Annotated in this window: 19 protein-coding genes; 9 read left to right on the forward strand and 10 right to left on the reverse strand. The window is 42.9% G+C overall.

Going from position 1 to position 21850, the window contains the following annotated elements:
* Positions 1 to 10: 10 nt before the first annotated feature.
* The 3 genes from RHM67_RS20270 to RHM67_RS20280 all read right to left on the reverse strand — a co-directional run bounded on the left by RHM67_RS20270 (position 11) and on the right by RHM67_RS20280 (position 3095).
* Positions 11 to 1516: a lipopolysaccharide biosynthesis protein gene (locus tag RHM67_RS20270; protein ID WP_322229230.1), complete on the reverse strand. Its 1506-nt coding sequence runs from the start codon at positions 1514 to 1516 to the stop codon at positions 11 to 13.
* A 19-nt stretch (positions 1517 to 1535) separates the two neighbouring features.
* Positions 1536 to 1817: an acylphosphatase gene (locus RHM67_RS20275; RefSeq protein ID WP_322229232.1), complete on the reverse strand. Its 282-nt coding sequence runs from the start codon at positions 1815 to 1817 to the stop codon at positions 1536 to 1538.
* Between the two features lie 105 nt (positions 1818 to 1922).
* The gene (locus RHM67_RS20280; protein WP_322229234.1) at positions 1923 to 3095 is read right to left on the reverse strand and encodes an amidohydrolase family protein; all 1173 of its coding nucleotides are present in this window, start codon (positions 3093 to 3095) and stop codon (positions 1923 to 1925) included.
* Positions 3096 to 3235: 140 nt separating this feature from the next.
* On the opposite strand from RHM67_RS20280, the gene rlmN reads away from it, so the two are divergent.
* Both rlmN and RHM67_RS20290 read left to right on the forward strand, forming a co-directional pair.
* Entirely contained in the window at positions 3236 to 4306 is a 1071-nt protein-coding gene (gene rlmN, locus RHM67_RS20285) for a 23S rRNA (adenine(2503)-C(2))-methyltransferase RlmN (protein ID WP_322229236.1), read from the forward strand.
* Between the two features lie 204 nt (positions 4307 to 4510).
* Positions 4511 to 5209 carry a ComF family protein gene (locus RHM67_RS20290; protein WP_322229237.1) on the forward strand — a complete coding sequence of 233 codons (699 nt, stop codon included), beginning with the start codon at positions 4511 to 4513 and terminating at the stop codon, positions 5207 to 5209.
* A 121-nt stretch (positions 5210 to 5330) separates the two neighbouring features.
* On the opposite strand, the gene RHM67_RS20295 is transcribed toward RHM67_RS20290, so the two are convergent.
* The 3 genes from RHM67_RS20295 to RHM67_RS20305 form a co-directional block, all read right to left on the reverse strand.
* Positions 5331 to 8459 (reverse strand): PAS domain S-box protein, encoded by a 3129-nt coding sequence (locus tag RHM67_RS20295; RefSeq protein ID WP_322229241.1) that lies wholly within the window; start codon positions 8457 to 8459, stop codon positions 5331 to 5333.
* Positions 8460 to 8473: 14 nt separating this feature from the next.
* Complete coding sequence (gene glyA / locus RHM67_RS20300; RefSeq protein WP_322229243.1) at positions 8474 to 9748, reverse strand: serine hydroxymethyltransferase; 1275 nt, start codon at positions 9746 to 9748, stop codon at positions 8474 to 8476.
* Between the two features lie 141 nt (positions 9749 to 9889).
* Entirely contained in the window at positions 9890 to 10639 is a 750-nt protein-coding gene (locus RHM67_RS20305) for a segregation and condensation protein A (RefSeq protein WP_322229245.1), read from the reverse strand.
* A gap of 136 nt (positions 10640 to 10775) precedes the next feature.
* Between RHM67_RS20305 and dxs the strand changes: the two genes are divergently transcribed.
* A complete protein-coding gene (gene dxs, locus RHM67_RS20310) occupies positions 10776 to 12707 on the forward strand; it encodes a 1-deoxy-D-xylulose-5-phosphate synthase (RefSeq protein ID WP_322229248.1) in 1932 nt (643 codons plus the stop codon).
* A 71-nt stretch (positions 12708 to 12778) separates the two neighbouring features.
* Here the strand turns inward: dxs and RHM67_RS20315 are convergent, their stop codons facing one another.
* The gene (locus RHM67_RS20315; RefSeq protein WP_322229250.1) at positions 12779 to 14353 is read right to left on the reverse strand and encodes a M28 family metallopeptidase; all 1575 of its coding nucleotides are present in this window, start codon (positions 14351 to 14353) and stop codon (positions 12779 to 12781) included.
* Positions 14354 to 14465: 112 nt separating this feature from the next.
* Between RHM67_RS20315 and RHM67_RS20320 the strand changes: the two genes are divergently transcribed.
* Positions 14466 to 14672 carry a hypothetical protein gene (locus RHM67_RS20320; protein ID WP_322229252.1) on the forward strand — a complete coding sequence of 69 codons (207 nt, stop codon included), beginning with the start codon at positions 14466 to 14468 and terminating at the stop codon, positions 14670 to 14672.
* A 181-nt stretch (positions 14673 to 14853) separates the two neighbouring features.
* Here RHM67_RS20320 and RHM67_RS20325 read toward each other — a convergent pair whose 3' ends face one another.
* Together RHM67_RS20325 and RHM67_RS20330 are read right to left on the reverse strand one after the other, a co-directional pair.
* Positions 14854 to 15546, reverse strand: a complete 693-nt coding sequence (locus tag RHM67_RS20325; RefSeq protein ID WP_322229254.1) for a response regulator transcription factor — start codon at positions 15544 to 15546, stop codon at positions 14854 to 14856.
* 90 nt (positions 15547 to 15636) lie between these two features.
* Entirely contained in the window at positions 15637 to 17454 is a 1818-nt protein-coding gene (locus RHM67_RS20330; protein WP_322229256.1) for a HAMP domain-containing sensor histidine kinase, read from the reverse strand.
* A 138-nt stretch (positions 17455 to 17592) separates the two neighbouring features.
* Between RHM67_RS20330 and RHM67_RS20335 the strand changes: the two genes are divergently transcribed.
* The gene (locus tag RHM67_RS20335; RefSeq protein ID WP_322229258.1) at positions 17593 to 18474 is read left to right on the forward strand and encodes a T9SS type A sorting domain-containing protein; all 882 of its coding nucleotides are present in this window, start codon (positions 17593 to 17595) and stop codon (positions 18472 to 18474) included.
* A gap of 131 nt (positions 18475 to 18605) precedes the next feature.
* Here the strand turns inward: RHM67_RS20335 and RHM67_RS20340 are convergent, their stop codons facing one another.
* Positions 18606 to 18968: a DUF3127 domain-containing protein gene (locus tag RHM67_RS20340; protein WP_322229260.1), complete on the reverse strand. Its 363-nt coding sequence runs from the start codon at positions 18966 to 18968 to the stop codon at positions 18606 to 18608.
* 84 nt (positions 18969 to 19052) lie between these two features.
* Between RHM67_RS20340 and RHM67_RS20345 the strand changes: the two genes are divergently transcribed.
* From RHM67_RS20345 to RHM67_RS20360, 4 genes are all read left to right on the forward strand, one after another.
* Positions 19053 to 20228 carry a THUMP domain-containing class I SAM-dependent RNA methyltransferase gene (locus tag RHM67_RS20345; RefSeq protein WP_322229263.1) on the forward strand — a complete coding sequence of 392 codons (1176 nt, stop codon included), beginning with the start codon at positions 19053 to 19055 and terminating at the stop codon, positions 20226 to 20228.
* Entirely contained in the window at positions 20225 to 20716 is a 492-nt protein-coding gene (locus RHM67_RS20350; protein ID WP_322229265.1) for a hypothetical protein, read from the forward strand. Before RHM67_RS20345 ends, RHM67_RS20350 begins: the two co-directional genes overlap by 4 nt.
* Positions 20717 to 20886: 170 nt before the next feature.
* The gene (locus tag RHM67_RS20355) at positions 20887 to 21126 is read left to right on the forward strand and encodes a helix-turn-helix transcriptional regulator (protein WP_322229268.1); all 240 of its coding nucleotides are present in this window, start codon (positions 20887 to 20889) and stop codon (positions 21124 to 21126) included.
* 61 nt (positions 21127 to 21187) lie between these two features.
* Entirely contained in the window at positions 21188 to 21832 is a 645-nt protein-coding gene (locus tag RHM67_RS20360) for an HD domain-containing protein (protein ID WP_322229270.1), read from the forward strand.
* The last annotated feature ends 18 nt before the right edge of the window (positions 21833 to 21850 follow it).

Consider the following 21850-nt stretch of genomic DNA (forward strand, 5'->3'; position numbering starts at 1 on the left):
AATGCGTTTGCTATTGCCTGTTAAATATAGTTTTTAGTTCGTTCCTTTCGGTATAGAGGGCGCCTAATCCAAATAAAATTAAAAGCCCGTTACCAATAAAGATATTTCGTTTAAATACCGAGAACGACAGATAAACGAGCACTGCCGATATAATGATATACGCAAGGTTCTTTTTTAAGTTGTATGGGATAGGATAATTTTTTTGACCCCAAATGTAGGACAGCACCATCATGCTGCTGTAAGCTGTAAGCGAGATCCACGCCGAAGCGATATATCCGTAGCTTGGGATGAAAATAACATTAAGCACTATTGTTACCAAAGCGCCTACACCGGATATGTAAAGACCGTATTTTGTTTGATCGGTAAGTTTATACCATACGGATAGGTTCATGTAAATACCCAGGCTTACATAGCCAAACAGCAATACCGGGATAACCTTAATACCCGACCAGTAAACCGCTGCCTGCGCGGCATCTTTACCCTTTATAAAAAACTTCAATATCTCTATGTTTGCAACCAGGGCAACAAATATCAAGCATACGGCTATCACAAAATAATTCATGATACGGGCGTACGTTTGAGTAGCGTTTTTATTTTTAGCATGGCTAAAAAAGAAAGGTTCGGCACCTAATCTAAAAGCATTTACAAAAATGCTGAGGAAGATAGAGATCTTGGCACAGGCGGTGTAAATACCAACCTGGGTGGCACTCTCGTTAACAGGCAATAACTTACCCAGCAAGATCTTGTCGAGGTTTTCATTTACCAGGTAAGAAAAGTTGGCGATGAGTACAGGCCAGCTGTATACCAGCATCTCTACAAATAACTCCCTGCTAAATTTAGGCCTCAATTTTAAAAATTCGGGCAGCAGCATTAGCATGGTGGCTACACTTGCAATAAGGTTCGACAGGAATACATAGCCCAACCAACCTTTTTGATACCATGTGTTTAGCCACGCCGTACCCGGCAGATTGTGTTTTATAACTAAAGGCAACCCGTATATAAACATCAGGTTTAAGCCTACAAATATTACGATGTTTAAAAATTTGACCAGTCCGTATCTGCCTGGGCGCCCTTCGGCACGGATCTTGGCGAACGGTATTACGCAAAGCGCATCAATTATAAGGATCCCGATAAAATATTTTGTGTACAGGATGTATTCTGCAAAGGGTGTGCTGGAGTCTATCCTGATCCAACCGGTAATTAGGCCGGCAAACGGAAAGGTAAGCAATAAAAATACCGCCGAAATGGAAAGTATTGCTCCGAAAGAATTATTGTATACCAGCTGTTTATCATCCGGCCTTTTGTTCAGATACCTGAAAAAGGTGGTTTCCATACCAAAGGCCAGCAAGGCATTCAGCATTGATGCGTAGCTGTATAAGTTACCAAATATACCGTATACCTTGGCCGAGTAGGCACGGGTGTATACCGGGGTAAGGAAAAAACTAAGTACACGCCCCGCTATGGTGCTTAACCCATAAACCGCAGTTTGCCCGGCAAATTTTTTAGCTGTTGACAATTAGGAAAGGTTAAAAGATTTATAAACGCTTTTTAACGATCTCAAAATTACGATAGTTTTTCAATTCGCCCTCATGCGCCTCAACGCTGTCTACAATGGCATACTCGGCACCTTCGTGGCACCACTCCAGGAACATATCCATCATCATATTCTCGGCTTCGGCGGCAATAAACACATCGCCATTAGGCTCGTTACTTACAAAGCCACGCACGCCAAGCTGGTCGGCAACGGCCTTTGCACCCGCCCTGAAAGATACGCCCTGCACTTTGCCCTTAACCGTTATATCCAGATGTTTTGTCATTATTTGAAAATTACTTAATTTGAAAATTGCCTCTCCAATGATTTTCAAATTACTTAGTTATTATCTAAAATAAGAAATCCATCTTCAAATAATCTCATTTTCAAATTAAATCAATTTTTTTACCTTGGTATCGGGGGTAAGTTTAAAGCCGCCCATACCGGTAAGCAAGTTAAGTCCCGGGGTTTTACCGGCTTCAATAGTTCCTTTATCACCATCAATGCCCAGAAATTTGGCGCCGTTGATAGTTCCCCATTCCAGCAGGGTATCGATACTCAAGCTTGGGAAGTTTTGCTGCAGCGTATGCATCTCGCTTAAAATACAAAGCTTATCGTTTGATGCAAGACTATCGGTACCAAGGGTAATGTTCAATCCCTGGTTTAAAAAAAGGTCAATTTTAGGAAGGCGTTTTTCGATATACAGGTTTGCATTTGGGCAAAAGCACCAGTTTATCTTCTGGTCGAACCGTTTGATGAAGTAAATATCTTTAAGATTGGTGCAGGTATTATGAACCAGCAATATCTTTTGCCTGTTGGTTAACAGCGGAATAATAGATTGCAGCGAATTACGCGCCTGAGGCCTAAAATAGCCTATATCAACCCCTAGGTGTTTGTATAGATCAATAAAGCCGCCCAATTTATAGCGGTAAAATTTATTCTCGTCCTCGCACTCCTGGTTATGGATACTTAGTAGGTTTGGGCCTGCATCGCTGTGTTTTTTGATCAGTTTAAACAGTTCCTTAGAAACTGAGTAAGGCGCATGCGCGGTTATTGAGGTGGGCTGCGGCTTAAACTCATCAGCGGTTAAAAGCGCTTTTTCAAAAAGTTCGTCGGCTTTGTTGGGCAAAAAACCCAGGATTTCAATAAACGTGTGGTAGTAAAGCTTGCTTTTTACTTTTAAGGGCGCGGTAAGGCTGGTGTTAGAAATATCGCCAACTGCCACAATGCCATTATCATACATCTGTTGGTCGGCGGCTTCAGCGGCGGCAATTACCTCCGCCTGGTCGGCTGTCCTAAATGATAAAATATCTTTTATAAAATCTATCAATCCGCCGCCTGCAGCTATTTTGTCTTTCATGTGCGAAAGCTCGGTATGGCAATGGGTGTTGATAAAACCTGGTACAATTATACCGCTAAGGTGTTCAATGGGGGTGTCTGATGTGGGGGGATTTGTATCGTCGGTAACTGAGATGATCTTTCCGGTATCATCCACAGTAACAATTCCATTCTTTATCGGATCGGCATAAACAGGAAAAACGTAATCGGCTTTAAAAATTTTCATTAAATATAACTTAGCATCAGCATGTTTTTTTAAACCCAATTCATAGCAATCACAATTAACTTTTAGTTACTGTTTTTAATGTTAGAAAAGAATGACTTTAAAAAAAGAACAGAATTTTTAAATTTAAGTACTTTTGCATTGTGAATAACAAAAAAGATAAAATAGATATCCGCAGCCTAAGCCTCGAAGCCTTACAGCAGCAATTCATCAGCATGGATGAAAAGGGCTTTAGAGCTAAGCAGGTTTATGAATGGCTTTGGGAAAAATCATGCATATCTTTTGACGCTATGAGCAATATTTCAAAAGAACTTCGTACAAAACTTGATGAGAAATTTGTAATTAACGATGTTAAAATACATACTTCGCAAGTTAGTGCTGATAAAACTATAAAAAATTCTTTTATATTACATGATACACACCTAATTGAAGGTGTTTTAATTCCAACAACCGATAGAATGACGGCCTGTGTGTCATCACAAGTGGGTTGCAGCCTTACTTGTAAATTTTGCGCTACAGGATATATGGAGCGTAAACGTAACCTTAATCCCGACGAAATTTACGACCAGGTAGTGCTCATAGATAAACAGGCCCGAGAAAATTACGGCATCCCGTTATCAAACATTGTGTACATGGGCATGGGCGAACCTCTGCTTAATTATGCTAATGTGATGAAATCGATAGAGCGCATTACATCCGAGGATGGTTTGAATATGTCGCCTAAACGCATTACCGTATCAACCGCAGGCATTGCAAAAATGATCCGCAAACTTGGCGATGATCAGGTCAAGTTCAATCTGGCCCTTTCGCTGCACGCCGCTAACGACGAGAAACGCAACGCCATAATGCCAATAAACGAGCAAAACTCGTTAAAGGCATTAGCCGACGCCCTTAAATATTACTACGCCAAAACCAAAAACGCCGTTACCTACGAGTACATTATTTTCGACGGCGTAAATGACAATATACTAGATGCTATGGAACTTGCCCGTTTTTGCAAGCACCTGCCTTGTAAGGTTAATATAATTGAGTACAACCCTATCTCGATGGCTGCATTTGTTAATGCAGGAGAAGATAAGGTAGAAGCCTTTGCCGATTACCTGCGCGGCCAGGGTATTAACACCAACCTGCGCCGCAGCCGTGGTAAAGATATTGACGCCGCTTGCGGGCAGTTGGCTATCAACGAGACCGAAAAGGAAGTAGCGAAAGCGTAAGAGCCTTTTTTAAGATATTGGTGAGTTAACTCATCCCTTACCCCCTCTCTGCTTCGCAAAAAGGGGGTTGTTTTTTAAACGAGCTTTACCTTTTTTCCGCGCAGCGAAGCAGAGAGGGTCAACCAGCGAAGTATTCGCTATAGCTATCGAGATGGGATGAGTAAACTATTGGACTAATTAAAAATTTCTGCCTACCTTAATCCCATGCAAGCCCTACGCACTTACCTAGCCGATTTTGTGTCGCTAATATTCCCGCAGCTTTGCCCGGCATGCCACGCCAGTTTGATGGCCAACGAGGATGTTTTGTGTACCGATTGCCTGTATAATCTGCCTTTTACCAATTTTCATCAACAGCCGGATAATATTGTTGCGCAGCAATTTTGGGGAAAGCTGAATATTGAAGCAGCCTATGCCCTTTACTATTTCAACAAAGGCGGCAAAGTGCAAAATATGGTGCACGAGTTTAAGTACAATGGGATGCAACGCATCGGTAACAAGCTGGGCAATATAGCAGGTAAGCAGTTAATGCAGAGCACAGTGTTTGCTACTGTTGATTACATCATCCCTGTACCACTTCACAAAAAGCGGATGAAATCGCGCGGATATAACCAAAGCGCCTGCTTTGCCGAAGGGTTGGCCGATAAGTTAAACGCCGTTATAGAAATTGATAATTTGATCAGGACGGTTGCTACGGATACACAAACCCATAGATCACGCTTTGCCAGGTTCCAGAACATGCAGGAAGTTTTTGCAGTAGCCGATACAGATAAGTTGGCCGGGAAACATGTTTTGCTGGTTGACGATATTATCACCACCGGATCTACCTTAGAAGCTTGCGGGATAGAACTATTAAAAGTACCGGGATTAAAGCTGAGCATAGCAACAATTGCGTATGCGGAGTAGTACCGAAATTAAACGATTTTGATTTGCATACAGCATACATATCAGCTATTAGATGCATCGATATCGCTCAGCATCACAAATGCGGAAACCACTCACTAATCAACTATTCACCACTCACCAATTATTGTTTCTGATACCTGCTTAGTTTTTCGAAAAGTGTGGTTGGGTCGAAAGGTTTCAGGATGTAATCGTTCATCCCGGCGTTTTCTATCTGGCCCATTTGGTTGCTCAGCATAGACGCGGTAAGGGCTATTATTGGTAATTTTTGGAAGTAGGCATCCAATTTGGAGCGGATAATACCTGTTGCTTCCAGGCCGCCCATAACGGGCATGTGGATGTCCATCAGTACAACATCAAAGTTTTTGTGCATTTCAAGCTTATCAATTGCTTCCTGTCCGTTCTCGGCAAAGTCGGCGGTTGCGCCCCATTTTTTTAGCACTTTATTAATTAGCAACCTGTTTATTTGGTTATCATCAACCACCAATACATTGATATTTAATCCTGTGTTCACGTTGTTTTTTGTATTTGTTTGATGGTTTACTAATTTATTAAAAGTTATGGTAAACCAAAAAGTTGAGCCTTCCCCAAGTACGCTGTCTACGTTTATACGTGAGTCGTGCAGTTCTATTAAACGCTTGCTAATTGCCAAACCTAAACCCGTACCGCCATAATTTCGGGTAGTATCAGCCTCGGCTTGCTTAAACAACTCAAATATGGTGTTTAATTTGTTCTTAGCAATGCCAATACCGGTATCAGATACGCCAAAGCGGATCCGTACGGTTTCTTTTGTCTGCTCAATTACTTTTAAGTCGATATTAACACCACCTTTGGCGGTAAATTTAACAGAATTACTCACCAAATTCAACAATATCTGAACAAGGCGGGCCCTATCGCCCAAAACCATATCGGGCACACTTTCGTCAATGCTTTGAGTGAGGTATATATTTTTCTCGTCGGCCTTATACTTCATGGAGCCGATTATGCTTTGCACCATATCGCGCATGTTTACGTTGGCTTTCTCCAGTTCGATGTTGCCGGTCTCTATTTTTGTAAAATCGAGCACATCGTTTATCAGCGTCATTAGGTTCTCAGCCGAGAATTTCAGTATACTCAGGTTCTCTTTTTGCGATTCCAACGGGTTATCGTTCAGCAGCAAGTGCGACATACCGATAACCGCATTTAGCGGCGTACGGATCTCGTGACTCATCACCCCTATGAACATATCCTTTGCGCGGCTTAATTGTAATGCCTCTTCTTTAGCAGATATTAGCTCCAGCTCGGCCTTCTTTTTGGCTGTGATGTCAATAATAGTTTCGATGTATTTATCCACCTTCCCATCTTCGCCCATAATAACCGAGTTGATGACCGAGATCCATAACGGCAGCCCATCCCTGCGGTATATCAGCAAGTCAACCTCAAAAGATTGTTTCTTTTCGGACAGTTCCCGTGCTTTGGTAATGATGCTCACATCAGTCAGTTCACCTTTCAGCGAATCACCAAGGTGCTTGTCCTTAATATCATCGAGCGTATAGCCTGTAATTTTTTCAAAGGCATTGTTTACCCATTCAACCTTGCCCGCGCTATCGTTTATCACTACGCCACTGGTGGTTTTGCTGGCCACAAGCGAAAGCATGGTTAACTCCTCTTCCACTTTTTTACGTTCGGTAATATCTACCATCACACCTATCTGGCGCTCAACGTAACCTGTCTCGTTAAACAGCGGACTATTTGATATAAATACCCAGGCCGTCGAACCATCACCTTTATAGATCTTTATTTCGACCTCGTAAGGCCTATTTTCTTTAACCGCCTGTACAGCATCCTGATAAACTTCCAGATTAGTGTCCGGGCCGATAAGCTTAGTGCCTACAATTTGGCCTTTTAGTTCATCCATAGAATACCCGATAATATGCTCCATTGCTTCGTTCATCCAAATAATCTCGCCTTTGGCATCACGGATCATGATCCCGCTTGGCGATTTACGCGCGGCGAATGACAGAATCTCTACATCATGCTCGGCTTGTTTACGGGCGGTAATATTAGTAATGATGCGGATGTATTTCTCAAATGTGCCGTCCTCCGCATAAATAACGGTATTGGTAACCAATATCCATACGGCGCGGCCATCTTTACTTGTCATGGATAGCTCAACCTCGTAAGGCTGTTTGTTTTTACGGGCTTCTACCAATATGGCTTCGGCCTCGGCATCTTTTGGCCTGCCTTTTAAAACTTCCCCTAAAAATTTGCCTTGCACATCCTGCAGGCTGTAGCCCGTTATGTTTTCAAAGGCATCGTTTATCCAAAGAACTTCGTCATTAATGTTACTGATAACAACACCGTTGCGTATTTTACTGGCAACTAATGATAGTTGCCTGGTTTCGTCTATTAAGTTTTGTTGAAAAGTAGTATCTCGGCCGCTGGCAAACCATTTGCCGCCTTTGTTAACGGCTGTCCAACTGATGTGCTTAACTTCACCGGTGCGGGTAACTGTCTTGGTTTCCAGGCCGAAAGGCTTTTGAGATTGGATGGCTTTTTGTATCAGCGGCACATAAAGGTCGCGGTTTTTGCCGGCCACAAAATCCCATAAGCCACGGCCAATGGCTTGTTCCGGGGTGTAGCCCAGGATAGTGAGCACCGCATCGTTTATGGTTTCGATGTTAGAATCGGCACCGGCTATAAAATGAATCTCGGACGAGCTGTTGAACAGGTTTGAAAACTCTTTATGCAGCTCCAGGCTTTTTTCAAGTTCCTTTTTTTGCTTCCGCAACGTCAGGTGCGACATCACCTCGTCAGCCAAAGTACGCAGGGCATCACGCTGTTCGTCGTTAAGATGCTTTACTTTTTGGTCGAATACGCAAAGGGTACCAATGCGGTATCCGTCGGGGTCTATCAACGGCGCGCTCGCGTAAAAGCGGATGCCAAATTCACCGGTAACCATCTCTGCCTCGCAAAACAATTCGTTTTGGGTAGTATCAGGTACTTCTACCAAATGGTCTGTTAAAATGGTGTACCTGCAAAAGGAATCAGAGATAGGGACAGACTCGATATCCAACCCTACACTTGATTTAAACCATTGCCTTTTATCATCTATAAAAGATATAAAAGCCAATGGCGCCTGGCATATATAGGAAGCCAAACGGGTGATAGCATCATACTCTTTCTCGGGCAACGTATCCAGTACGCCGTATGAATTAAGCGCTTGTAACCGCTTACTTTCAATATCCAAAGAGTTTTCCGGCGCTATCCCCATTTATTACTGTAACGTTAATCCTTGTACAACGGAAAATCTTCCATCAAGTTATGAACCTTTTTACGGATTTTATTGATAGAAGTTTCGTTTTCAGGATCTAATAATACCGCATCTATCAGGTCAACAATGGTTTCCATATGCTTCTCTTTTAGGCCACGGGTAGTTATAGCAGCAGTACCAACACGGATACCCGATGTTACAAACGGCGACTTATCATCATAAGGCACCATATTTTTATTAGCGGTGATATCTGCCTTTACAAGGGCGTTTTCGGCCGCTTTACCGGTGATGTTTTTATTACGAAGGTCTATCAGTATCAGGTGATTGTCTGTACCGCCTGAGATAATATCATAACCTTTAGCAACTAACGCTTTCGCCATTGCGGCACCGTTTAGTTTAACCTGGGTAATGTATTTCATATAGCTGTCAGACAATGCCTCGCCAAAAGCAATTGCCTTAGCAGCGATGATATGTTCTAACGGGCCACCCTGTGTACCCGGGAACACAGCCATATCTAACAATGCCGACATCATTTTAACCTCGCCTTTTGGTGTTTTTAAACCCCATGGGTTTGCAAAATCTTTACCTAAAAGGATAAGCCCGCCACGCGGGCCGCGGAGTGTTTTATGGGTAGTGGTAGTAACAATATGTACATGCGGAAGTGGATCTGTTAACAAACCACGGGCAATTAAGCCTGCCGGGTGGCTAATATCTGCCAGTACCAAAGCGCCAACTTTGTCAGCAACTTTACGGATAAAGGCATAATCCCAATCGCGTGAGTAGGCCGAAGCACCGCAAATGATCAGTTTTGGTTTTTGCTCCAAAGCAACCTTTTCAAGCTGTTTGTAGTCGATAAGGCCTGTTTCTTTTACAACACCGTAAAAATGCGGTTCGTATAGTTTACCCGAAAAATTTACAGGTGAACCATGTGTTAAATGCCCACCATGAGAAAGATCGAAACCTAGTATTTTATCGCCGGGATTTAGCACCGCAAGCATTACTGCCGCGTTTGCCTGCGCGCCGCTGTGTGGCTGCACGTTTGCCCACTCGGCATTAAACAATTGTTTGGCGCGTTCGATAGCAATGGTCTCAATCTCATCAACCACCTCACAGCCGCCATAATAGCGCTTGCCCGGCAAGCCTTCGGCGTATTTGTTGGTAGCCACAGAACCTGCTGCTTCCATTACCTGCTTGCTTACAAAGTTTTCTGATGCAATAAGCTCAATTCCTTCTTCCTGGCGTTGTTGCTCTTCGTCTAACAACTTAAATATTAATTTGTCTCTTTTCATTGTTGTGTGTAAAACGCTGCTAATTTAGATATTAAGATTAGATTTGAGATGGGAGATATGAGATTTGAGATGAAAATACATTATTCGAGCTTACAAATTGTTTTATTAACGTAACTTGTCTCATATCTCACATCTAAATTCTCAAATCTCCCCTTTAGGCACTATCCAAAAGTTATTGTATCCCAACCCAATAGTTATATCTATCATTTCCTGCTGAAGCATCTCCAGCACGGCTAAAAAATTATATACAAAGTGCACCTTGTTCTCGCTGTTGCCGGCGATGTTCTTAAAATCCATTTTTTTATTGATGCGCAGCAGGTTGTTGATGGCTTCCTTTTGTTTTTCGATGGTGTACGGGTATTGCACTACAGTATGGTGTACTTCCTCGGTGCGGGTCATGTACTGGCGCATCATGCGGTTATAAACCATCATCAGCTTGTATAGGTTCAGCTCGGATAACTCCTCGCCGGGCACGGTTACTTTTTCTACCTGTTCCAGGTCGAGTTTGATATTGCCGCGTTTCTCCTGCTGAAAGCGCTCGTCCTCAAAAGGGCGGATCTCATCGCAAAGCACCTTGAATTTTTTGTACTCGATAAGTTTACGGATCAGCCCCTCTTTGGTATCCAGTTCGTTCTCTTCTTCATCTGCATTGTATCGCGGCAGCAACATTTTGGCTTTGATACGCATCAGGGTGGCGGCAACAAAAATAAATTCGCTGGCCAGTTCCATGTTCAGTACCGTCATTTGGTGAATGTAATGCAGGAAATCGTCGGTAATTTTAGCGATGGGAATATCGTGGATATCAAGCTCGTCGCGCTCGATAAAAAACAGCAAAAGATCGAATGGCCCTTCAAACTGTGATAACTTTATGGAGAACCCATCTTCGGTCATGTGTCAAAAATACAGCTATTTACATTTAAAAAGATTATAAATTATGAAATTCAAAACAATAATTACCTTTAATGTATTCCAATTATTAGTAATTAAATAACTTACTTTGTAGATTATAAAAGAGTGAATATCATACATGCAGGTACCCGCCGGTGAATTTTTAAAACGCATAAACTATCCATCTGATTTAAAGGAATTTAAAGAAGACGAACTGGAGCAGGTGTGTAACGAGCTGCGCCAATATATTATTGATGTAGTATCGGTTAACGGTGGCCATTTTGCCGCCAGCCTTGGTACTGTAGAGCTTACCGTAGCCCTGCAGTACGTACTAAACACCCCATACGACCAATTGGTATGGGATGTTGGGCACCAGGCATACGGCCACAAAATTTTGACGGGCCGCCGCGAGAACTTCCACACCAACCGTATTTACAAAGGCATTAGCGGTTTCCCAAAACGAAGCGAAAGCATTTTCGACACTTTTGGCGTGGGCCACTCGTCTACCTCAATTTCGGCAGCACTGGGTATGGCCGTTGCATCACAATACAAAGGCGAAACCGACAGGCAGCACGTAGCCGTTATTGGCGATGGCGCCATGACAGCCGGGCTTGCCTTTGAAGCGCTTAACCATGCCGGTATCGAAAACTCGAACATCCTGGTGATATTGAACGACAATAACATGTCGATAGACCCTAATGTTGGGGCGCTAAAGGAATACCTCACCGATATTACCACATCTAAACCCTATAACCGTTTCCGCGATGATATAGCCACCGTGCTTACCAAGATCTCATCAATGGGGCCGGATGCCTTTAAGTTTGCCAAGAAGATTGAAAAGAGCATAAAAGGCACGCTGCTTAAACGCAGCAACTTTTTCGAGGCACTTAAATTCCGCTATTTTGGCCCGGTTGACGGCCACGATGTAAAACATTTGGTGAAATTATTGCAGGACCTTAAAGACATCCCCGGCCCTAAGCTATTACATTGCGTTACCGTTAAAGGTAAAGGCTACGCACTGGCCGAAAAGGACCAGACCAAATGGCACGCCCCCGGCTTGTTCGACAAGATAACCGGCGAAATAAAGAAAACAAAGTACGATAAGCCACAGCCGCCTAAATACCAGGACGTGTTTGGCCATACTATTATAGAACTTGCCGAGGCTAACCCTAAAATTATGGGTATTACCCCGGCTATGCCATCGGGCTGTTCGTTAAACCTGATGATGAAGGCTATGCCAAACCGCGCGTTTGACGTGGGTATTGCCGAGCAGCATGCCGTAACTTTTAGCGCGGGCTTAGCTACACAAGGGCTTGTGCCATTTTGTAACATCTACTCCAGCTTTATGCAGCGCGCTTACGACCAGGTGATACATGATGTGGCCCTGCAAAAACTGAACGTAGTATTTTGCCTTGACCGTGCCGGTTTTGCCGGTGCCGATGGCGGAACGCACCACGGTGCATACGATATCGCCTTTATGCGATGCGTACCGAACATGACGGTATCTGCCCCGATGAACGAGGAAGAACTGCGTAACCTGATGTACACCGCCCAGTTAGATAATATGGGGCCGTTTGTGATCCGTTACCCGCGTGGTAATGGGGTGATGATTGACTGGCAACGCCCGTTAAAGGCTATCCCGGTTGGTAAAGGCCGCATGATATGCGAAGGCGAAGAAGTAGCCATTATAAGCTTTGGTGCTATAGGTAATGAAGCCGTTAAGGCAACCGTTACGCTGAATGCCGAAGGTTATTATCCGGCACACTACGACCTGCGTTTTGTAAAACCGCTTGACAAAGCCTTGCTGCATGACATCTTCAAGAAATTCAATCATATTGTAACGGTTGAGGATGGTTGCATTGAAGGTGGGATGGGTACCGCCATATTAGAATTTATGGCCGATAACCATTACCAGGCACAGGTAACCCGCTTAGGCATCCCCGACCTTGTTATTGAACATGGCGAACAACCCGAACTTTGGGCTGAATGCGGTTATGATGCCGCAGGCATTGCTGAACAGGTTAAAAAGAACGCCATTAAAAGAGATAACACGCATATTATAGCGTCTTAATAGCAATTCGATATCCAACAGAAAAGCCGCTTAATAATTCAAGCGGCTTCCTTTTTATAATTCAACAAACCTTACCTGCCAGTTGTAGCCGGTAAAGGGGTTGGCAATGCTTTACGTGGGATCATATCCTTACGTTCTGATGTATTGTATACAAAAGATGCTACGATGGTAGCCGCTTGTTTTAAATCGTCTTCGCTTAGGCGATCGTAGGTGTCCTGGTTACTGTGGTGGGTACGGGTGTTATAATCCATACCATCCTGAATAAACTGGAAGCCCGGAAGACCAACCGCATCAAACGACTGGTGATCTGTACCGCCTGTGTTGCTAACGGTTACCGTAGTAGCACCAAGATCTTTAAACGGCGCTAACCATTCTTTAAATATCGGCCCTGCTGCGCTGTCGCCCTGTAAGTAAATACCACGAATCTTACCGGTACCGTTATCCAGGTTATAGTAAGCGTCCAATTTAGCCTGCTCTGGTTTTAACACCATCGTTTTAGGGTCGCCAAAGTGCGCGGCCACGTAACCACGTGAGCCAAATAAACCTTGCTCCTCGCTGCTCCAAAGAGCAATGCGGATAGTGCGTTTTGGTTTAAAGCCGATAGTTTTCAGGATACGCATAGCCTCCATCATTACCGCGCTGCCGGCAGCATTATCTGTAGCGCCGGTTGCACCATGCCATGAATCTAAGTGGCCACCTATCATAATAACCTGGTCTTTCAATTTTTTATCAGTACCCGATATTTCGGCAACTACGTTGTAGCCCTGCATATCATTAGTGAAAAATTCAGTTTTAATGTCAGCCTCCATGGTTACCTTTTGGCCAGCTTTCACCAAACGTAAAATACGCAGGTAATCTTCGCCGCTGGTTTCTAATTCAGGGGCAACTGCTTTAGCAGTATCGGCATATGATGAGCCATTGGTAGTAAATGTAGTACCATAGTTACCACGGCCCTGTGCTAATATCAAACCCACTTTTTCGTCCACTAAAAACTTGCTGATAGCACCACGCATCGCTATCATTTTACGACGTGCAGCCATTTGGGGGCTGTTTGGGTCAAACTGGCGGCGCGGGCCACCTGCTGGTGCCATAGTAGCAGTAGCCATTTTATCAAGCTCTTCGTCGGTGTAACGGGAAAGATCTGCCTTGGTACCCGGCATTAATTTTGCCTGGCTATCAAAAATTACAATTTTACCGGCAAGTGTGCCTTTGTATTTGTCAAGATCGGTAGTGGTATCGGCCTTCACCAACACAACATCACCTTTTATAGGGCCGTTTGTGCCCGGTGTCCATGCTTTGGGGATTGCAATGATAGCATGATAGTAAGGTACAGTAATAGCGGCATAGTTCTTTTGAACTTCCCAACCTTTACCAAATTTGCCCCATGGCTCTAATTTAGAGTTTACCATGCCCCAGGTTTTTAGCTGGTTAACAGCCCAATCCTGCGCGCGTTTTAAACCTGGTGAATTAGCCAGACGCGGGCCGGAAACATCTGTTAAATAGAAAGCGGTTTCCATTACTTTTGAATGGTTCATCCCTTCTTCACGAATTTTTTGGACGGCGGCCTGGTCAACAGTTTCCTGCGCGAACGCAGTTCCTGCTATACCTGTAATGGCCATACAAGTGTAGAGTAATTTTAATTTCATAATGAGCGTCAGTTAAGTTTGAACAAACTTATCTATTTGTGCTATAATTTCTTAAGTATCGATTTAACAAAGTTGTTACAAGTGATAATTAGCTTTGAGTTATATCTGAACTATGAGTGAATATCGTTTAGACAGAACTGCTTTTAAAACTCAAACAGCAAAAGAAGCTGCCGACCATGATAAATATTATAAGGAACTACCACTTAAAGAAAGATTAAGCATAGTTAACTATTTGAATAGCATCGCTTATAATTATCCTGAAAACGACCCACCCAAGATGGATCGCACTGCTTTTAGCATTAGAACCCGGAAATTGTAATGGGTAATATTTTCAATGAAGATTTTCGCGAATTTATCGAAGCCCTGAATACCCGCCGCGTCGAGCGTCAACGCTTGATGCAATAGCGTTTGGCAGCGTCCTCGCTGCAGTATATTTTAAGCGTGGATGCTTAAAATGATGTGCGGCCAAGCGTGGGCGCTTTACCGGGCGAACTTGGCAGTTAATTGATTAACAACTTATATCCCCTGCCGTGCACATTGATGATCTCTACCGATGGGTCATCTTTTAAATACTTACGGATCTTGCTCAGAAAAACATCCATACTGCGGCCGTTAAAGTAATTATCATCATGCCAGATGTTCAGCAGGGCTTCCTCGCGGGTAAGCACTTCATTTTTTTTGATGCAAAGCAAACGCAGCAGTTCGGCTTCTTTGGTAGATAGCTTTTGCAGTATGTTATCGCGCGTTATAATTTGCGAGGTATAATCAAAATTGTAGCTGCCCAGTTTAAATTGAGATGGGTTCTCATCGCCTTTTTTCTCGTGGATATCGGTACGTTTTAACAGGGCATTTATGCGTAGTAAAAGCTCTTCGATGCGGAAGGGTTTGGTAATGTAATCATCGCCACCAAGGTTAAAGGCTATGGTTTTATCTTCTATCATGGCTTTCGCCGTAGCGAAGATAATGGGCACATGGGCGTTTATTTTACGGATCTCTTTACCTAAGGTAAAACCATCCTTTTTAGGCATCATTACATCCAGTATCAGCAGGTCGAAGCTTTGTTTGGTGAAAGCACGCAGGCCTTCCTCACCATCTTTACATAATACAACGTCAAACTTGCCCTTTAATGCAAGGTAGTCTTGCAATAGCAAGCCAAGGTTCGGGTCGTCTTCAACAAGTAGTATTTTTTTCATGATGTTTAGTCCGGATGTCGGAAAAGACCGAAAGTCCGTAAGGTTATGGTTAATAATTTATACTTCCGACTTATCCGTCTTGCGGACTTATTACGCAACAGGGAACTTCAATTCAAACTCCGAACCTTTCTCTTTTTCAGACTTTACGCCGATGGTTCCATCAAGGCGTTTAACAATGGTATTCACATAGCTTAAACCAAGGCCAAAGCCTTTTACATCGTGCAGGTTACCGGTTGGTATGCGGTAAAACTGTTCAAATATTTTAGCCTGCTGGTCGCGGTTCATGCCTATGCCTTTATCTGCAACGCGGATCAGCACATGGCCGTTCTTATTTAATGTACTAATGGCAATCTCAGGTGCATCGGTACTATACTTAATAGCGTTATCTATCAGGTTGAACATTACGTTGCTAAAGTGCAGTTCATCAGCAACAATAACCGGGCGCTCGGCGTCAAGATTAAGGGTAACATCAGCATTGCATTTTTGCATTTTAAGCGCCATGCTGTCCAGCACAATCGTGATCATTTCGTTTACGTCAAGCGGCATTTTATCCAGCTTAAAGTCGTTACGCTCAATACGGGCAATGTTTAGCACGCGTTCTATGTGGCTACCTAAACGTACATTCTCTTCATAAATTACATTGGCCAGGCGGGCAACACGCACCTGGTCCTCCGCTATCTCTTTATCCTTTAAAGCCTCGCTGGCTATCATTATAGTTGATACCGGGGTTTTAAACTCGTGCGTCATGTTGTTGATGAAGTCTATCTTCATCTCCGAGATCTTCTTTTGCCTCAGTATCGAGAAGATGGTATAACCGAAACAAAATATCAGCACAAAAAGCAGCCCGCCTGTGGTACCCATAGTCGCGGTCATATTACCTAAAATAAAAGAGCTTTTTTGCGGGAACGAGATCTTGATCTTGCCCGGGTCGTTTATCAACTCATTACTAAAAATGGCCTTTTGAAAGGTGTTGGCCGGGATAAACTCCGGCTTGGCACCCTTTGTATCTAAAGCACTGCTAAAAATAAGCGAATCACTATTGGCGGTGCTTACCTCATAGCTAAAAGGTAAAAAGATGCCGCGGTTATGTAATTCAAAGCGGAGTAATGAATCTATCCAGAAATTATTTAAACGCTTATCAAGGGGCTCATCGCTTTTGCGGTATTCCTCGGCCAGGTTCTCAATAACATTTGCCTTTTTGGTGTTGGGAGTAACGTTCTCTAATGAGTCTGTCTCCAGCATTCGTTTCACCTGCTTAAACTGCCGGTCTTTTTGCAAGCGCTCCTGCTCTCTTAGCCATTCGGGATTAAGGTGCGGTACTGATATGATCTGCGGGCCAAATTGCGGGTCGATATAAGTGTAACGCAGCGTATCGTACTTGTGTAGTTTTTGTTTAAACGGCCTTGGTGCACTTTTTACAATTTCGGGGATAAAACGGCCATGCACTTCGCCAAATTCATCGGTATATTGTTCTATGCGGATGCGCAGGTTAAGCGACCCCTGCTGCATTAGCCCGGCTACATCGTCATCCATCTTTTTATGGAGGATCATCCGTTTCAGGCTATCACGCAGCATGGCCAGTTTACGCTCGCGTTTGGTTTGCTTTTTCTTTAGCACCAGGGCTTCGCCAATAATGCTTTTGCTGCCATTGATACTTATTACGCTCTTTTTGTCGACTGTTTCGGAACGCTTTAGGGTAATTATTTGTGTTTTTGCATTCAGAAAATTAAGGGCATCCTGCTTGGTAACTTTTGATACCACATTGTTTAACGCCTCGTTAACCGACCTGTTAAAAAGCTCGGACTGCATTTGGTACGATTGGCGCAAAAAATACAATTGCATAACCACCACGCCCAAAAGCGCAAATCCCATTAAACCAATGATAAGCCCTATGCTTCTTCTTTTCATGCAATCACAAAAATATTTTAAATTAAATGAGAACAATTGCTTTTAACAATTTTTAACATATTATCACCCAAGTTTTAATCGGTTGATTTGTAACAGTTTCCTAAACTTGCAAGTCTTATACATAAATCAACACAAACAATGAAGAAGTTTATCAAGCCCGGCTTTGAATTTATATTCTCGGTTGCCCTAATAGCCATACTTGGCTTGCCGCCTTTGGTATTGGCGCAATCGCAAAAAAATATTGAGATCCAGATCGTTAATGGCGACACCACCTTTAACGGTAAAAACATAAAAAAACTAACTGTTGCCGAGCGTAAAGACGCGCTTGATGCCATGAACAGCTTACCGCCAACCCCTATTGCGCCGGGTAGCCCAGGTCGTTCAAATTCTAAAGTAGTTATTAAAAAAAGAATAACCGGTGGCAATACCAACGATGTTGTAATTGAAAGAAGCAGCGCCGGCGATGAGCCACAGATAGCTGATTTTGATAGCAGCCGTAAGGATGTAAAGATCCGTTTGAAAAGACTGAGAGGTGCCGATAGCGTACAGGCGTTCACTTACCGTTTTGATAACGAATTACCGCAGACAGACCTGAAAACATTTAGTTTTAATATGCCTAAACGCAAGCAGGGGTTTGAATTTAGCAGCCGCAATTCGCAAACCTTTAATTATTCTAATACGGATAATGATGGCATCAGCACCAATATTAGCTTTTGCGTATCAGAGCCATCAAAAGAGATATTAAAGCGTATTGCCGGTATAGATAAAGCCGAACTGGTTTTAAATGATCTTATCCTAACTCCTGAGTTTTCTACAGGTAAAACCAACTTATCATTCAACCTGCCGGCGAAAACCACCGCTGATATAAAATTTACCGATACCGAGGGAAAAGTATTATGGGCAGATAAAGCAACTGCAGGCAGTTTCAGCAAAAAGATGAGCTTACCGTTAAATGGTGTTTACTACCTGCAGGTTAAGCAAGGTGCAAGCGTTGCTGTGAAAAAGATAGTTAAAGAGTAGTTTGCGGTTAATGGTTTCATTTTGAAACTTTTACCGCAAAGCAAATCCACAAAAAGGCCCTTCTAAATAATTAGAAGGGCTTTTATATTTTATGGCCTGCCTGTTAATGCAAACTGAAAACCGCCAACTTATTAAAACGGCAAATCGTCATCATCCGGTGCCGAGCTGATATCAGCAGGGGCTGCATATTCCGGGGTTGATGCTGCGCCGGCTGCGCTTAAAGCATTAACTTTCCAAAGTTGTAACGAGTTAAAGTATGTTTTTTTACCTGTCTTATCAGTCCATGGGCGGCCTTTCATGTTAAAAAACACTTCTACATCGTCGCCAACCTTAACGTTGTCCAATAAATTGCAACGATCTTGAATAGCTTCGAACTTTAAATACTCGGGATATTGTGGGTTCTCTACGTACTCAAGTATCAATTCTCTCTTTTTTAATGACTCGGTAACCTGTTGGGTTGCCGACACTTCATATACCTTACCTTTAACTTCCATAACTTAAGAAAATATTTAAAATGTAAAGTTAATAGTATGAAATTAAATAGCGGCGTATTTAATTCATAAATTCGCAAAATAATTATGCAAGTTTTCCACACTGAGAGTAAGATCATTATCACCTGCAACAAAAGGCTGTCGCCTTATTTGCAGCAAGAGGTTGAAGCATTAGGCTTTAAACCCACACGCGTATTCCAAACCGGCATCGAGTTGGTTGGTACCGTAACAGATACCATTGCGCTAAACCTTAACCTGCGTTGCGCAAGCCAGGTTTTATACCTGCTTAAAAGCTTTACCGCTGCCGACCCAAAACAACTGTACGACGAGCTGGTACAGATAGAATGGGAAGAACTGATCGATTTTTCGGGCTATTTTTCGGTAACCTCTAACGTCAATAACGAGCATATCCTTACGCCGTTGTTCGCCAACGTTAAAGTAAAAGATGCCATTGTAGATAGGATAAAAGACAAAAAAGGCATCCGCCCAAACTCCGGTGCCGATAATAATAAAACCGTTGTTAGCCTTTACTGGCAGGACGATAAGGCCGATATCTACATAGATACATCGGGCGAAACACTGGCCAAACACAGCTACCGCAAAATACCGGGCAAGGCCCCTATGCTGGAGGCTTTAGCTACATCAACCATTATGGCTACCAACTGGGATAGGGCAAGTACATTTATTAACCCTATGTGCGGTTCGGGCACGTTAGCTATCGAAGCTGCTTTATTGGCGACTGATAAGCACCCCGGCCTCTTCCGTATGAACTATGGCTTTATGCATATTATGGGGTATGATGAGCAGGAGTTTTTTGTGGAGCGCCGTAAATTAAAGGATAAAGCCAAAAAGGCGGTCGACTTTAAGATCATCGCTACAGACATATCTGACGATGCCATTGATATTGCCCGCAAGAATGCGAATACAGCAGGTGTAGAACATTTAATAGAGTTTTACGTTTGTGACTTTGAGGACACCGAAGTACCCGAAGGTGGTGGTGTTATTATGTTTAACCCTGAGTACGGCGAACGTTTAGGCGTGCACACCAAACTGGAAATAACCTACAAACGTGTAGGAGATTTCCTGAAAAAGAAGGCCCTTGGCTACCGCGGATACGTTTTTACCGGCAACCCAGATCTTGCTAAAAAGATAGGTTTGAAGGCCGCCCGCAGGATTGAATTTTATAACGGAAAGTTAGACTGCCGCTTGTTTGAGTACGAGCTTTACGAAGGCAGCAAACGCGAACCAAAAGAAACAGAATGAAAAAACTTATCATATTTGCACTTGTTTTAACATCATTTTGCGCACATGCGCAGCAAGACCTGGCTTTCCCTTTCCAGGGTGGTGCGCCCATTATGAACAAATTTTTTAAGGATAGCCTAACCGTTACTCCCGAAATAATTGCAAAAAAAGCTGCGGGTGTAGCAGTTATAAAATTCACTGCCGATATTAACGGCAATATCCAAAAACTGGTTATTTATTATGCCGACGATTACCTGCTAACTATGCCGACTATCGCCGCGTTAAAAAAATCGACCAAAAAATGGATCATACCTAATAAAGAAAAGTTTCACGATTTTATAATTCCCTTCTCTATCAACTACAATAACCCGGCTACAGGTATAGTGGATGTACAAAAAGCGGCTTACGGTTTTTATAAAAACCGCCGCCCTATCGTAGCTACAGATCAAATCCCGCTTAACGCGGCTACATTGCTGCCAACAGTAGTGATAAAGTATGATATAAATTAATTTATTCCTTTTGGGATGATAAAGAAAAGCGGCTAATAGCCGCTTTTCTTGTTTTAAAAATCCGCTATACTTCCATTATTTACGCGCCCTAAAAAAATCGTTAAAATTTATTTTTTGAAATCCGCACTCACTCCTATTTCGTTTATATGTTAATATCTTAATTAAACATAATGAGTAAGATGCTGAATTACAAAGTTAAAGCCGTTGCTACCAACATTCGTAACAAACGTGAGGAACTGAACTATACACAAGAGTATTTAGCCGCTAAACTGAATATATCCCAAAACGCCTACAGTAAAATAGAGTTGGGCTACACAAAAATTACCGTTGAGCGTTTGTTTCAAATAGCTGAGATAATAGATACCGACCTGATGGAGCTAATCAACACCACAGAAGCGGAAGCCGCTTAACTGGCTAAAAAAGGCTAATTATAATTACCATCCTGTTATATTTGCACACTAATTTGCAGATATGACTACCCCCCCTATAATCCAAAAAACAGTAACCTTTGTTCAGGACACGCTAAAAAATGCCGAAGGCGGGCACGATTGGTGGCATATACAGCGCGTTTGGACCAATGCCAAACACATAGCGAATACCGAGGATTGCGATCTGCTTACCGTTGAACTTGCCGCCCTGCTGCATGATATTGCCGATAGCAAATTCCACAATGGCAACGAAGAAATTGGCCCTGCCACTGCCGGTAAATTCCTACAAAGCATTAATGTTGATGAAGATGTTGTGATCCATGTTCAGCAGATCATCAGGCATATGTCGTTTAAGGCAAGCTTTGATAAAACAACTTTTCACTCCAAAGAATTAGCCATAGTACAGGATGCCGACAGGCTGGATGCTATAGGCGCAATTGGCATAGCCCGCGCATTTACTTACGGCGGCTTTAAGGACAGGGAGATCTACAACCCCGAAATTAAACCCAACCTTACCATGAGCAAGGAAGAATATAAAAACACCAAAGCCCCTACCATTAATCACTTTTACGAAAAGCTACTTTTACTAAAGGATAAAATGAATACCGAAACGGGCAAGCAAATGGCCCTACAACGCCATAATTTTATGGAAACCTTTTTGGAGCAATTTTATACCGAAGTACAATAAACTAAATACCTGACCCAA

This window comes from Mucilaginibacter sp. 5C4 (genome assembly GCF_034345625.1).
Classification (GTDB): domain Bacteria; phylum Bacteroidota; class Bacteroidia; order Sphingobacteriales; family Sphingobacteriaceae; genus Mucilaginibacter; species Mucilaginibacter aurantiaciroseus.

What these genes read in the sequence shown, in the direction of transcription:
- RHM67_RS20275 (WP_322229232.1), bottom strand. Translation starts at nt 1,817, where the DNA reads ATGACAAAACATCTGGATATAACGGTTAAGGGCAAAGTGCAGGGCGTA.
- RHM67_RS20280 (WP_322229234.1), bottom strand. Translation starts at nt 3,095, where the DNA reads ATGAAAATTTTTAAAGCCGATTACGTTTTTCCTGTTTATGCCGATCCG.
- RHM67_RS20290 (WP_322229237.1), top strand. Translation starts at nt 4,511, where the DNA reads ATGCAAGCCCTACGCACTTACCTAGCCGATTTTGTGTCGCTAATATTC.
- RHM67_RS20295 (WP_322229241.1), bottom strand. Translation starts at nt 8,459, where the DNA reads ATGGGGATAGCGCCGGAAAACTCTTTGGATATTGAAAGTAAGCGGTTA.
- glyA (WP_322229243.1), bottom strand. Translation starts at nt 9,748, where the DNA reads ATGAAAAGAGACAAATTAATATTTAAGTTGTTAGACGAAGAGCAACAA.
- RHM67_RS20305 (WP_322229245.1), bottom strand. Translation starts at nt 10,639, where the DNA reads ATGACCGAAGATGGGTTCTCCATAAAGTTATCACAGTTTGAAGGGCCA.
- dxs (WP_322229248.1), top strand. Translation starts at nt 10,776, where the DNA reads ATGCAGGTACCCGCCGGTGAATTTTTAAAACGCATAAACTATCCATCT.
- RHM67_RS20315 (WP_322229250.1), bottom strand. Translation starts at nt 14,353, where the DNA reads ATGAAATTAAAATTACTCTACACTTGTATGGCCATTACAGGTATAGCA.
- RHM67_RS20320 (WP_322229252.1), top strand. Translation starts at nt 14,466, where the DNA reads ATGAGTGAATATCGTTTAGACAGAACTGCTTTTAAAACTCAAACAGCA.
- RHM67_RS20325 (WP_322229254.1), bottom strand. Translation starts at nt 15,546, where the DNA reads ATGAAAAAAATACTACTTGTTGAAGACGACCCGAACCTTGGCTTGCTA.
- RHM67_RS20330 (WP_322229256.1), bottom strand. Translation starts at nt 17,454, where the DNA reads ATGAAAAGAAGAAGCATAGGGCTTATCATTGGTTTAATGGGATTTGCG.
- RHM67_RS20335 (WP_322229258.1), top strand. Translation starts at nt 17,593, where the DNA reads ATGAAGAAGTTTATCAAGCCCGGCTTTGAATTTATATTCTCGGTTGCC.
- RHM67_RS20340 (WP_322229260.1), bottom strand. Translation starts at nt 18,968, where the DNA reads ATGGAAGTTAAAGGTAAGGTATATGAAGTGTCGGCAACCCAACAGGTT.
- RHM67_RS20345 (WP_322229263.1), top strand. Translation starts at nt 19,053, where the DNA reads ATGCAAGTTTTCCACACTGAGAGTAAGATCATTATCACCTGCAACAAA.
- RHM67_RS20350 (WP_322229265.1), top strand. Translation starts at nt 20,225, where the DNA reads ATGAAAAAACTTATCATATTTGCACTTGTTTTAACATCATTTTGCGCA.
- RHM67_RS20355 (WP_322229268.1), top strand. Translation starts at nt 20,887, where the DNA reads ATGAGTAAGATGCTGAATTACAAAGTTAAAGCCGTTGCTACCAACATT.
- RHM67_RS20360 (WP_322229270.1), top strand. Translation starts at nt 21,188, where the DNA reads ATGACTACCCCCCCTATAATCCAAAAAACAGTAACCTTTGTTCAGGAC.